The sequence below is a fragment of the Roseovarius lutimaris genome (assembly GCF_900115165.1).
Classification (GTDB): domain Bacteria; phylum Pseudomonadota; class Alphaproteobacteria; order Rhodobacterales; family Rhodobacteraceae; genus Roseovarius; species Roseovarius lutimaris.
The window spans coordinates 128,725-141,825 of record NZ_FOVP01000002.1 but is presented as its reverse complement, the minus strand read 5'-3'; the positions used below and the strand labels follow the sequence as shown (position 1 = coordinate 141,825).

Here is a 13,101-nt window from a genome sequence, read left to right as displayed (position 1 = left end):
GCGTATCATAAGGGAGGGCAGGTAATCTATCTATTAACGGCGCCGGGTTGCGTCGCGCATAAAAGGAATGGTGTTTTGGACTATGACAAGCTTGTCACGGTGTTTCGGCGATTGGCGCTGGAGGCCGGGGATCGGATCATGGAGATTTACGAAGCCGACGATTTTGATGTGAAGGTCAAATCCGACGATAGCCCCGTGACCGCGGCCGATGAGGCCGCCGATGCGATCATTTCCGCCGGGTTGCGCGCGGCGTTTCCCGATGTGACGCTTGTCACCGAAGAACAGGCCGCCTCACATGCCGAGCGGGCCGCGACCTTCCTTATCGTCGACCCGCTGGATGGCACCAAGGAATTCATCAACCGGCGCGGCGATTTCACGGTCAACATAGCCTATGTCGAAAACGGCGTGCCAACGCGCGGTGTGGTCTATGCGCCCGCCAAAGAGCGGATGTTCTTTACTCTGGCCGACGGCAGCGCGGTTGAAGAAGACGGCCCGTTCCACAAGGACACTCTTGGCACCCTGCGCGCGATCCGCGTGTCCGAACCGGACAATGCCGCGCTTATGGTCGTGGCGAGCAAATCGCATCGCGATCAGGCCACCGATGACTATATCGGGAAATATGCGGTCAAGGACATGAAAAGCGCCGGCTCCTCGCTTAAATTCTGTCTGATTGCGACTGGCGAGGCTGATATTTACCCGCGCGTCGGGCGCACCATGGAATGGGATACCGCCGCCGGTGATGCGGTGTTGCGGGGGGCTGGTGGGCGCGTGGTGCGATTTGATGATCACCAGCCGCTGGTTTATGGCAAAGACGGGTATGCCAACCCGTTTTTCATCGCCTATTCCCCTGCGGTTGAACTGAAGGACGCCTGAGGTGAGTGTTCTGATTGTCATCCCGGCGCGCTATGCGTCCTCTCGTTATCCAGGCAAACCACTTGCCACGCTGACCGGCGCCACCGGCGAAACCAAAAGCCTTATCCAGCGGTCCTGGGAGGCCGCCCGACAGGTGACGGGCGTTGACCGTGTCGTGGTGGCAACCGATGACGAGCGGATCAGATCGGCCGCCGAGGGGTTCGGCGCCGAGGTGGTGATGACCTCTGAAAGCTGTGGCAATGGCACCGAGCGCTGCGCCGAGGCGCTGAACACCCTTGGTGGCGGGTATGACATCATCGTCAACCTTCAGGGCGATGCGCCGCTGACCCCGCATTGGTTTGTCGAGGCGCTTGTCAAAGGTCTGCGCACCGATCCGCAATCCGAGGTGGCAACCCCGGTGCTGCGCTGTGAGGGGCGCGCCCTTACCGGGTTTCTTGAGGATCGCGCGGCGGGTCGTGTCGGTGGCACAACAGCGGTGTTCGGCGCCGGGGGCCGCGCGCTTTATTTCTCGAAAGAGGTAATCCCCTATACCGGCCAAAGCTACGCCGACGACGCACCGACGCCGGTGTTTCATCATGTTGGGGTCTATGCCTATCGCCCTGCTGCGCTTGCCGATTATACCGGGTGGGACATGGGCCCGCTTGAGGCGCTTGAAGGTCTTGAACAGCTTCGCTTTCTTGAGCGCGGTCGCCCGGTGCTTTGTGTCGAGGTCGAGGCAAGAGGCCGCCAATTCTGGGAGTTGAACAACCCCGAAGATGTGCCCCGCATTCAGGCAATGATGGCCGAAATGGGCATGGCCTGAGCGGCACGACCCCAAAAATATGAACGCTGCGCGCAGAATGTTTGACCTGTCTGCGCGACCGACCTCAATTTTCCCAGCTATACCCTATGCAGCGTTCGAGATTTTTGTGTATGACTGTGACAGCAGTAAAAAAGTTTTATGAGGAACGGCTCATGCGTACGAAAGTAACCAAGGCGATTTTTCCGGTGGCAGGACTGGGCACACGGTTTCTTCCGGCGACCAAATCGGTCCCCAAAGAGATCATGACACTGGTAGATCGGCCGCTGGTTCAATACGCGATTGACGAGGCCCGCGCGGCGGGGATCAAGGAATTCATTTTCGTCACCTCGCGCGGCAAGGGCGCGCTTGAGGATTACTTCGACAATGCCCCACAACTTGAGGCCGAGTTGCGCAAGAAGGGCAAGACCGAGCTACTGGAAATTCTGAAATCCACCAATATGGACAGCGGCGAAATCGCCTATATGCGCCAGCACAAGCCACTTGGCCTTGGTCACGCGGTCTGGTGCGCACGTCGCCTTATCGCGAACGAGCCCTTTGCCGTGATCCTGCCCGATGACGTGATCGCCGCTGAAAAACCCTGCCTTGCGCAGATGGTCGAAGCTTTTGAGGAAACCCAAAGCAATATCGTGGCCGCCATGGAAGTGCCCGACCACATGACAGGCGCTTACGGTATCCTTGATGTGAAAGACGATATGGGGACGATCGTTTCGACCAAAGGCATGATCGAAAAGCCGGGGCCAGGCTTGGCACCGTCCAACCTTGCGGTGATCGGCCGTTACATTCTTACGCCCACGGTTCTGCAAAAGCTGAACCGCAAAGAGGCCGGTGCAGGTGGTGAAATCCAACTGACCGATGCGATTGATGCCGCGCGCGAAAGTGGCGAAGAGGTTTACGGCTATCGCTTTCAGGGACAGCGGTTTGATTGCGGATCAAAGGCCGGATTCTTGCAGGCAACGGTCGCCTTTGCCCTGGCGCGTGCCGATCTACGTGATGATCTCTGGAATTATATTTCGGATGTTGTGCATTCCGAAAAAGCCGCCCAGTAGCGCGGTTAAAGGGGCCGGTTGTGACAAATATTCTCGTGACAGGTGGTGCGGGCTATATCGGGTCGCATGCTTGTAAGGCATTGAAGGCGGCGGGCTATACGCCGGTGACCTACGATAACCTTAGCACCGGCTGGCAGGACGCCGTGAAATTCGGCCCCTTCGAGCAGGGCGATCTGACCGACCGCGCCCGGCTTGATCAGATTTTCGCCGCCTATCAACCGGTTGCCGTCATGCATTTCGCCGCGCTGAGCCAGGTCGGCGAAAGCATACGCGAGCCGGGGCTTTACTGGCATAACAACGTGGCCGGATCGCTTAACCTGTTGCAGGCCGCGGTACAGGCCGGATGCAAGAATTTCGTCTTTTCCTCGACCTGCGCGACCTATGGCGATCAGGATAACGTCATTCTTGACGAGACCAGCGCCCAGCATCCGATCAACGCCTATGGCGCCAGCAAACGCGCGATCGAAGATATGTTGCGTGATTTTGAGGTGGCCTATGACCTGCGCCACGTCATTTTCCGCTATTTCAACGTTGCCGGTTGCGACCCTGCCGCCGAGGTGGGCGAATTTCACCAACCCGAAACCCATCTGATCCCTCTCATGCTTGACGCGATTGAGGGCAAGCGTGACGCGCTGACAATTTTCGGCACCGATTATGACACGCCCGACGGCACTTGCATTCGCGATTATGTGCATGTCTGCGACCTCGTGGATGCGCATATTCTTGGTCTGAAATGGCTTGAGGATGCCAAAGGCAGCCGGGTCTTCAACCTTGGCACCGGAGCCGGGTTTTCGGTGCGCGAGGTGATTGATCAATCCGCCGCAATTACCAATCGTCCGGTGCCGGTTGTCGAGGGGCCGCGCCGCCCCGGGGATTGCACCAAGCTTGTGTCCGGCTCGACCCGCGCCGAGACCGAACTTGGCTGGCGGCCGGTGCGTTCCAACCTCGACAAGATGATTGCCGATGCCTGGCGCTGGCATCAAACTGGACATTACGAAAAATAGCGCCGACGCTGCCGCAGGTGTGCGATAAGGACGGACATGGGCAGGATGGACAGGCTGAACGATGTGGCAATGGCCTATCGGTTGCGATGGAAGCGCCGCCGCCTGTTGTTGCGCGCCCTTCGCAAGCGTCGACAGTTAAGCCCAGTGATCGACCGCACCGCAAGCATCGCAGCGGATGATATTCTCGCCGCCAGCACCGTGCGCAACGAACGCATGCGCCTACCGTTCTTCCTTGAACACCATCGCAAGCTTGGGGTGCGCCATTTCCTGTTTGTCGATAACGGCAGCGATGATGGCACCGCCGCCTATCTTGCGCAGCAACCCGACGTGTCGCTCTGGGCCACCACACATAGTTACAAGCTGTCGCGCTTTGGGGTGGATTGGCTGACCTGGCTACAGCTCAAGCATGCCCATGGTCATTGGTGTCTGACGCTCGATGCGGACGAAATCCTGATTTACCCCTATCACGACACCCGCCCCCTGCCCGCACTGGTGGATTGGCTTGAACGACAGGGACGACAGTCGTTTGGCGCGCTGATGCTGGATATGTACCCCAAGGGTCAGCTTTCGGCGCAGGACTATTGCGAAGGCGATGATCCGTTTGAAACCCTGTGTTGGTTTGATGGCGGCAATTACATGATCCGCCGCAAGCCTGACCTGCAAAACCTGTGGATTCAGGGCGGCGTGCGGGCCCGGCGTTTTTTCGCAACAGAGCCAAGGCGCGCGCCGACGATGGGCAAGGTGCCGCTGGTCAAGTGGAACCGCCGCTTTGCCTATGTAAGCTCGGCGCATTCGCTTTTGCCGCGCCGTTTGAACCGGGTTTATGATGGCTTGGGCGGCGAGTCGGCCTCTGGCGTGCTGCTGCACACTAAATTTCTGAGCACCGTTGTTGAGCGCTCTGCCGAGGAAAAACAGCGCCGGGAACATTTCGCCAATAGCGCGCTTTATGATGCCTATTACGATGATCTTACGCAGGATCCCGATCTTTGGTGCGATCAGTCGACCCGTCTCACCGGTTGGCGACAACTCGAATCAATGGGCCTGATGTCGCGCGGCGGATGGGTGTGACCTGCTAGCCAATTTCGGCAATGAGGGCGTGATGGCGCGCGGTGTAATCGGCGCGCACAAGGGTGGGCGGGCGCAGGTCAATCGCAAGATCACCGATCACCTCGGGGTCGGGTTTGCCAAAGAAACGATCCGCCTCGGCGATGCTGAAACCGGCGATTTCTGTGGCTTCCATCCAGGCGCTTATCTTGTCGGCCTTCTTGATCTTTTTCTTGATCGCAGGCGGCAGAGTGGCGGGCAGGCCAAAGCGGATATGGATCGCAGCGACAAGCCGCTTGTCCAACTCGTCATAGCCCGGCCCGACGGCATTCTTGACCGGCGAAATCATGTCGCCGATCACATATTCCGGCGCGTCATGCAAAAGCGCGGCAAGGCGCCATTTCGCGGGCGCGCGCGGGGTCATGCGGGCAAACAGGCGCTCGACCAAAAGCGAATGCTCGGCCACGGAATAGGCAAAATCGCCCACCGTCTGCCCGTTCCAGCGGGCAACAAAGCTAAGCCCGTGGGCGATATCTTCAATCTCGATATCGACTGGGGTGGGGTCGAGCAGATCAAGCCTGCGGCCAGACAGCATTTTTTGCCATGCACGGGGTGTGGCCAAGGGGGGTGTCCTCAATCAAGTTTGGAGTCTTATGAAGCAGCAATCACTGCTATAATCAACCACCAGCTTATCAAGACCTGCGATTGCGGGGGCTTAACTCCACAAAAGTAAAAACTTTAGCTCAGAACCGGCGACTTTAATCCCGGTCGACATAGACGGTAACGCGGGCGGATAGACCTGCGGCATCAATCACGGAAATTTTTGAAAAGCCTTCGGAAATTCCAGTGAGCGCCGTTTCACGTCGATACACTCCAGTCAGAATTGGTGACCCATTGGCCAGCCACGTAAAGGGCGGTTTGCCGTCACGCAGCTTGACCGGGAGGCCGTCACGGGCCGAAAGACGCGCGCCATCCGGGGGAAAGATCAGCTTGGGCGCATCAGAAGCAGCCTGAAAAACCGCGTCGCGTCCGGCAAACCGACGCAGGGGTTGAGGCAGTTCCGCTGTGGACACGATCAGCGCCTCGGGCGGAGGGGCGGGCAGCGGATCAATCTTTGGCTTCAGCCGTTGAAAGGCCGCAAAAAGGACCGGCGCTGCCAGATCGCCGCCAAAGGCGCCGGGCACCGGTGTACCATCGGCGCGACCAATCCACACCCCGGCCACATGCGCCCCGTCAAATCCAACGGCCCATGCATCGCGATGGCCGTAAGAGGTGCCGGTCTTATAGGCCATCCTGCCCGAAGGTGCGCCGTTTGCCGGGGTTATTCCCGCAAGGATATCCGCCACTTGCCAAGCGGCGGATCGGCTGACGATCTGGTGTTGCGCATTACCCGCCGGCCGATCGGCATTCCAATATAGCGGCCGCGCCTTTCCACCTTGCGCCAGCATCGCGTAAAGTTGCACCAGATCGTTCAGCGTCACACCAATACCGCCCAAGGCAACGGCCAATCCGGCCTGATCACCGGGTAGTCTTGCGTCAACGCCAGAGCGGCGTATCACATCCATCAGATGTGCCGGGCCGATTTGATCCATCAGCAAAACAACCGGAATATTGAGCGATTGGCGCAGGGCTTCGGCAACCGGCAGCTCACCTCGAAACTGACCGTCAAAATTTTGCGGTGCGTAGCTGCCAAAAGCCACAGGCCGGTCATTTATCAACGTTTGCGGATGCGCCAAACCACGATCAAAGGCCATGGCATAGACCAGCGGTTTCAACGTGGAGCCGGGGGATCGTACGGCGCGGGTCATATCGACGTACCCCTGTCGCGCAGGGCCTGCATCATAACCGGCAGACCCAACCGAGGCGAGAATTTCGCCGCTGCGGTGATCCGCAACAACCAAAGCAACCGACACGTCATCGGACAACCCGAAAAGAGCCTTGTTCGCCAGACTCTCAAGGCTTTGCTGAAGCGATGCATCCAATGTCAAATGGTGACGGTTTGTCATGGGAGCGGCACCCAAAGCCCTGTCGCTCAGATGCGGTGCCAAGGCAGGAAACGCACGACGGCGGGAGGGAACAGGCTCGCTCAATGCAGAGCGAGCTGCCCCGATAGTTAACTGGCCGGACTTCTGCATGCGCGCCAGAACGCGGTCTCGCGCCACCTCAGCCACTGCATGGTTCCGGTCGGGCCGCCGGGCTTCGGGTGATTGCGGAAGGGCAACCAGCAAGGCGGCTTCAGCCGGGGTCAAGCGTTTGGGCTCTTTGCCGAACCACGCCAGAGTTGCCGCGCGGATGCCTTCCAGATTGCCACCATAAGGCGCGCGTGTCAGGTAAAGCGTCAGAATCTGCGCCTTGCTCAGCTTGCGCTCCAACGCCAACGCAAGCCTGATTTGCCGCAGCTTTCCACGCCATCGCCCGGTGCCGCTTTCCTCCAGCAGGCGTGCGACCTGCATTGTCAGGGTTGATCCGCCCGAGATAACCCTGCCATTGACCACCGCCTGCCCGACAGCGCGCAACATGGCGCGCAGATCGACACCCGCGTGGCTATAAAACCGTTTGTCTTCATAGGCGATCAACATTTTCAGAAAACCCGGATCAACGCGGTCAGGGGTCACCGCCAGCCGCCAACGGCCATCGGCCACGGTATAGATCCGCAGCATCGTGCCATTACGATCTCGCACCTCAACCGAAGTTTCGCTGACCAAAGGCGGCAGGTCGGTAGACGCCACCCATTGATCAACACCGTCGCGCGCCACGGCAGCAAGTAATAGGACGGCGGCCAAAACAAAGAGCGCGTAGCGCATCATTCAACAACCGTCATATCGCCCGTGGCAGTGCGCGCGCGATAGCGGGGGCGATACATATCCTCAACCGTGGCGGCGGGGTGATGGTAGCTTCCCGGCGATATAGCGCGCACGATATAGGCCAGTTGAAAAGGCTTGTCGCTGCGCCAGTCAACAGCCGCCAAAAACCGATCCGAGCGGAATTCGGAATGCTGGGCTTCCGCAGGTTCAAGCCAGTCCAACGCACCAATATCGCCCGAACGAAGCAGGTTGGGGTTGTCGATCTCCAGCCCTGCGGGCAACGGATCATCGACCATAAGCCGGGCCTCGCCTTTTTCAAACGGAGCGATCCGCAGCACTGTAACCAGCCGCATGCCCGTGGTCACCCGGTCAAGCGAGACCGGATTGCCGTCCATGTCGAAATACTGTCGTTCGATCGCATAGCCATAGCCGCCCGCGTCTGCCGGCACCTGGGGGATGCCAATCGTCGTCAGGGTAATGTCCGTCTCTTTGTCCGAGGTATTGCGAATGGCTTGCGGCGTCAGGGTATCCGCCTCGATCATCCGCACAAACGGGCCGGAAACAGATGCACCATTCAGGGTCAGCCCGGCGGTGGTTGGATCATCAATCAGCGCACGGGCGGCCATCAGGCTCCAGACCTGTTCCTGCGTCGACATTTCTGGCCCGGCCTGGCTTAGCGCGTTGGCCAGCGTACCCCGGTCGACAACCTTGCTTCCGGCCTCGATTGCCAGCGTCAACAATCCGGCCTTGTCACGCAGGCGCGTCCCATAGTCGGCGCGCCAGTGCTGACCCTCCTCACCTTTGGGCGCGGCCGACACACGAACTGCTTGGGCAAACATCCGGTCGGCGCGGGTCTGATCGCCGTAAGACGCCAGTGCCGCCCCCAATTGCGCCGCCGCCAGTGGCGTGGCAAAAGCATCGGCCTTGACGTCCGAATAGTAGCGCAAGTCACCCATCCGGGCGGCCCCTTCACGGGCCAGAACCATCAGGGCATAGGCAATATCTTCGCCACCTTTGTCAAAGTCGGGGGCATAATTCACCCGGTTGCGCAGATTATCCATCGCCATGGCAAAGGCTTGATCCGGCACGTCATGCCCCTCGGCACGCGCACGCGACAGGAAGTCGGCAACATAGGCGTCAAGCCAGAAATCCCCGGACCCTGCACGCCAAAGGCCAAAGGCCCCGTTGCTTGACTGGCGCGTCAGGACACGGGCAATCGCCTGCTCAATCCGCATCTGCACCTTGGCGGCATCACCAAGCCCCACCGCCTGCGCTACCTGGTTGTAATACAAGAGCGGCATGGCTTGCGAGGTGACCTGCTCGGTGCAGCCATAAGGATAGCGGTCAAGAGCAGATAGCAGTGCGGGTGCGTTCATGCGCGCCAAGGGACCAGCCGAAACAATGGCGCGGCCCGATCCGGCGCGATAGGCGGCGAACACCTGATCGTCCAGCGTAAAGGTATCCCCTGCCCCAAGCGAAAATCGCCGGGTGGTGGAAATCGCCGGATCGTTGGAGCGCACCGGCAGTGTCAGCTCTTTGGTCAGTTGCTTGCCATCCGGCGTGGTCAGGGCCACACGCAGTTTGTGGTCGCCCTCTTCATTTGCCGTAACCGGTAGTCGCAGCACTGTCTTTTCATCTGTGCCCAGATCAAAGCCCGAAGGAATGGAGCCGACAAGCGTCACCCCCTCTGCGCTGACATCCAGCCCCATCCGGCCTGTTGGCCCCTCAGTGTGCACAATTTCAAGCAGGATACGGCTGCTATCACCCGGCGCCAGAAACTGCGGCAGAGAGGCCGTAACAACAACCGGGTCACGCACCAGCACATCACGCTCCGCTTGCCCCACAGCCTTACCGGACCACGCCACAGCCATCAGCCGCACGGTGCCGTTGAAATCGGGCATGTCGAAACTTGCGCGGGCTTTACCGTCAGGGCCAATCGTGACGGGGCCAGAGAAATAGGCCACCAGGTCTTCGGTCGGGGGCGGTGACTGGCGTTGCATATTATTACCCGCATCGCCGCCGGAGCGCACCCGTCCGGCGGCCCCGTTCATGCCATCAATCAGGCGGCCATAGATATCACGGATTTCGACACCAAGCCGACGCTGGCCAAAGTAATGCGCCGACGGGTCGGGGCTATCGAACCCGGTGAGGTTCAGAATACCCAGATCAACCGCCGCAAGGGTGACATAACCGGTATCGCCCTCGGCCAGACCCTCAACATTGACCGCCACCTCCAGCGGTCCGCGCGGGGCCAATCTGTCGGGCGCCTCGATGTTGACGCTTAGCTGACGGCTGCCGGGGTCAATCTTGGCATAGCTCAGCCCAAGGGACCGCGCCGGGTTTTGCCCCGCGATCACATTCATCGGCCGGATCACCTGAGCGGTCACATACGCGCCGGCCCCCCAGTCATCGGTCACAGTCAGCGGAATCACGGTCGCGCCTTCAGCCACCTCAACCGCCAGCCGGTCGATCACCCGGTTGGACATCACCGTGATCAGCGCTGTGCCCGCGTAACGCGGCACAATCCGCAACTGCGCGGTGTCGCCACTGCGGTAGTCCGGCTTGTCCAGTGATAGCTCTAGCGTATCGGGCGTTTGCGAGGCATCGGCGGGGGCATACCAGCCCGCGTAAAATTCCATCGACGAGGCCACATATGGGCCGTCCAGACGCTCGACCACCAGCTCATAACTGCCCCATTCGACCGGGGCCGCGACGCCCACAGGCGTATCACCCAGCATTGCATCACTGGTGGCTACACGTTCGCGACGGGTGATCGGCTCCCAGTTCCAGTTGCCGTATTCACGATACCACTGATAACGGGTCTCGATCCGGTTGATGGTCCAGCGAACCTGCATCGGAACGGGGGTGAGGTCTGAGCCAACAGCGATAATCCTGAAACCGGCCTCGGTGCCCTCGGGCACAACGCCGTCAAATTCAGCCTTCAGCCCAATCATCGGGCCGCTAGGGGCCAGCATCCGTGTCAGGCGACGCTCAACCGGGCGGCCTGATCCTTCGTTGACCTGAATGTTGACCGTCACCTCATAAGGCCGGTCAACCTCAGCGGCCTTGGGCAATTCCACCGGCAGCACCAGCCGCCCGGCAGCATCTGTTACACCGCCATCCAGATAGGTGGTGTTGGTAGAGACCTGTTCATCATGCCTGCCAAAACTGTAGCCAGGGAACGCGGAAAAGCTTCGCTTTGCCTTCAGGCTTGCAATACCGCTGGCTTTGAGCCCGGCACCGGGGGCGCCAAACAGATATCGCGCCTCAATCGTCAGAGGCGGGGTATCGCCGGGGCGGATTTGCCCCTTGGGCAGCGTCAGGTCAAAGTCGATGCGTTCGGGTAGAAAATCTTCGACCAGCAGCAATTGGTGGGCCAGCGCCGGGGCATCCACATCGGCCCTGATATCGAGCGTCCATGTGCCACGCGGGGCGGAGTTGCCGATGGGCATATTGAAAACATGCCCGCCTGCGACATCATCCGCCGATACCTGGCGGGCGTATTCCACACCATCAGGCCGGGTCAGGATCGCGGTCAGGGGTAGGCCGGTGATTGCCGAGGCCACGCCATCACGGGCAAGGGCTGTGGCATGGATGACTTCGCCTGCGCGGTAAGCCCCACGGTCCGTGGTCAGGAATACATCGACCGGCGGCGCCGGGGCCCGACCTTCAACTCCGCGATCCGAGAGGTCAAAGGCCGGGTCGGTCAAGGACAGGAACGCCATGTCGTCCTGCCCCATCGTTGCCATGACCAAGGCAGGAGAGGCGCCACCAGTGCCACGGATCAACCCCGGTGCAAACAATGCATGCCCCTGGGCATCGGTGCGCAGGCGGGCCAACTCCCGGTTGGCGCGCGACAGCAGGGTCAGCTCAACCCCGTCCATCGCGGCCGCATCCGACAAGCCACGCACAAAAACATGTAGCCCATCGGTGCCTTTCAGCGTGGTCAGCCCCATATCCGTCAGCACAAACCATTGGGTCGCGCCCGGATCTTCATGGGTGTCAACGCCTTTGACGCGCGCAGTCAGGGCATAAATCCCCGGCGCCTGATCAGCCAGAACCTCGCCCATGGGCAGGCGGGTTGTCATAGTCTGGTTCAGCTGGTTTTGCACCTCGCCGACACCAGTCCAGACATCTTCGGCAACATCGTTGGAAAAGCTCTGTGCCTGATACTGACTGAGCGGGCGACCAAAATAATCATCCTGTATAGCGCGCAACAGGTTGCGGTCACTGACCCGGCGCAGAAGCAGCTCGACCCTGTCCAGATTAACGGTTTCAATCGGCAGCGCGGCATCGGCGGCCTTGGGCAGGATATAGGCCCGGCCCGGAAAGCTGACCTTCGGCTCGCGATCGCGAACATATAACGACAGCTCCACATCTTTGATCAGGCTTTCACCACTGGCAGCGGGCAGGCCCTTGCGAAACGTCACGCTGTAGCGTTGCCCGTGCTGCACGCCATCAATGCAGATCTGCCGGTCGTCGGCCTGCACCACCAGCCCCTGATCGGGCAGGCGAACATAAGGCGTGTAATCCGTGCCCGCCTTGATCAGCCTCTCGGAAAATTCGGCACAGATGCGCGGGGCGGCACTTTGATTATCAACGCGATGCTCGGTGATACGAAAGCCATACTTCGCGACGGCCTTTTCCAGGGCTGCAACGATATCCTGCCGCGGCTGAATGCTTTCGGCCAACCGCAAGGCACTGACCATGTCGCGCCCACGCCCGGTTTTCTCTAGCGCCTCGGCCATGACCGACAGGGCCGAGACCCGTGCCGGATCTGTCAGGGCGCGCAGGTAGGCATTGGTTGACGCGCTCAGCGCCCGCGCGCGATAGCTGCGTTTGTCAGACGGTTTTTCAGTTTTGAGGCGTAACAACAGGCGCGCATATTCGGCCCATAGATCGCTGGTATCCGATTTCGAGAGTGCCGCGCCCGTCCAGCGCATAGCGTTCAGAAAATCACTGTTGGCGATCCGTACCCGAGCGGCGTCCAGCATGGTCGCCACATCCCATTGACCTGCCGGATGTGACGGCCCGATGTTAATCGCCTGTTTCATCGCGTTGCGCAAATCGGCATCCGACAGAAAGCCCAGATCGCTGCGGCGCTGATCGTCGATGGCCAGAACACGTGGATCGGCAGGCAAAATCTCGGCCGAAATCGCCCCCTCATAAGGGACCTTCTCTGAAACCTCGCGTTTAAGGAAACAGGCGTTTGACCGGGAATTGAAGGTGTAAGCCTTGCATGATGAATTGCGCAAGCAGGCGTTTGCACAGGCTTGCCGCGTGGTATCAAACAGCGGTTCAAGATCGGCCCCGTAAAAATCGACGTCTTGCGTGACAACCTGATGCCGGTCCGGAACGCTCGATTGGGCGGCGGCCTGAACAGCCAAACTTGCAGCGAAAGCGTACATTAGGAAAAAGCGGAACATGGGAACCCTCCTTGGCCTGTGCGGCAATCGTGTCACGTGGTCTGCCATCTGACAACGATTCACCCACGCAATTCAGGGTCTGAGTCCTTTTTGATGGAATGG

Annotated in this window: 8 protein-coding genes; 5 read left to right on the top strand and 3 right to left on the bottom strand. The window is 60.0% G+C overall.

Annotation, left to right across the window (positions count from 1 at the left end; genetic code table 11):
* Positions 1-75: 75 nt before the first annotated feature.
* The 5 genes from cysQ to BMZ91_RS02315 all read left to right on the top strand — a co-directional run bounded on the left by cysQ (position 76) and on the right by BMZ91_RS02315 (position 4,793).
* A complete protein-coding gene (cysQ, locus tag BMZ91_RS02335; protein WP_092833889.1) occupies positions 76-873 on the top strand; it encodes a 3'(2'),5'-bisphosphate nucleotidase CysQ in 798 nt (265 codons plus the stop codon).
* Position 874: 1 nt separating this feature from the next.
* Positions 875-1,675 (top strand): 3-deoxy-manno-octulosonate cytidylyltransferase, encoded by an 801-nt coding sequence (locus BMZ91_RS02330; RefSeq protein ID WP_092833887.1) that lies wholly within the window; start codon positions 875-877, stop codon positions 1,673-1,675.
* Between the two features lie 152 nt (positions 1,676-1,827).
* Positions 1,828-2,721 carry a UTP--glucose-1-phosphate uridylyltransferase gene (locus BMZ91_RS02325; protein ID WP_092834131.1) on the top strand — a complete coding sequence of 298 codons (894 nt, stop codon included), beginning with the start codon at positions 1,828-1,830 and terminating at the stop codon, positions 2,719-2,721.
* 20 nt (positions 2,722-2,741) lie between these two features.
* Complete coding sequence (galE, locus tag BMZ91_RS02320) at positions 2,742-3,725, top strand: UDP-glucose 4-epimerase GalE (protein WP_092833885.1); 984 nt, start codon at positions 2,742-2,744, stop codon at positions 3,723-3,725.
* Between the two features lie 36 nt (positions 3,726-3,761).
* Positions 3,762-4,793: a glycosyltransferase family 2 protein gene (locus BMZ91_RS02315; protein ID WP_092833884.1), complete on the top strand. Its 1,032-nt coding sequence runs from the start codon at positions 3,762-3,764 to the stop codon at positions 4,791-4,793.
* Between the two features lie 4 nt (positions 4,794-4,797).
* On the opposite strand, the gene BMZ91_RS02310 is transcribed toward BMZ91_RS02315, so the two are convergent.
* From BMZ91_RS02310 to BMZ91_RS02300, 3 genes are all read right to left on the bottom strand, one after another.
* A complete protein-coding gene (locus BMZ91_RS02310; protein ID WP_245736186.1) occupies positions 4,798-5,391 on the bottom strand; it encodes an HD domain-containing protein in 594 nt (197 codons plus the stop codon).
* A 136-nt stretch (positions 5,392-5,527) separates the two neighbouring features.
* Entirely contained in the window at positions 5,528-7,576 is a 2,049-nt protein-coding gene (gene pbpC, locus BMZ91_RS02305) for a penicillin-binding protein 1C (protein WP_092833880.1), read from the bottom strand.
* Complete coding sequence (locus BMZ91_RS02300; RefSeq protein ID WP_092833878.1) at positions 7,573-12,999, bottom strand: alpha-2-macroglobulin family protein; 5,427 nt, start codon at positions 12,997-12,999, stop codon at positions 7,573-7,575. The genes pbpC and BMZ91_RS02300 overlap by 4 nt, the downstream gene beginning before the upstream one ends.
* Positions 13,000-13,101: the final 102 nt, after the last annotated feature.

Excerpts from the sequence above, each read along its gene's own strand:
- BMZ91_RS02325 (WP_092834131.1), top strand. The coding sequence starts at position 1,828 with ATGCGTACGAAAGTAACCAAGGCGATTTTTCCGGTGGCAGGACTGGGC.
- BMZ91_RS02315 (WP_092833884.1), top strand. The coding sequence starts at position 3,762 with ATGGGCAGGATGGACAGGCTGAACGATGTGGCAATGGCCTATCGGTTG.
- pbpC (WP_092833880.1), bottom strand. The coding sequence starts at position 7,576 with ATGATGCGCTACGCGCTCTTTGTTTTGGCCGCCGTCCTATTACTTGCT.
- BMZ91_RS02300 (WP_092833878.1), bottom strand. The coding sequence starts at position 12,999 with ATGTTCCGCTTTTTCCTAATGTACGCTTTCGCTGCAAGTTTGGCTGTT.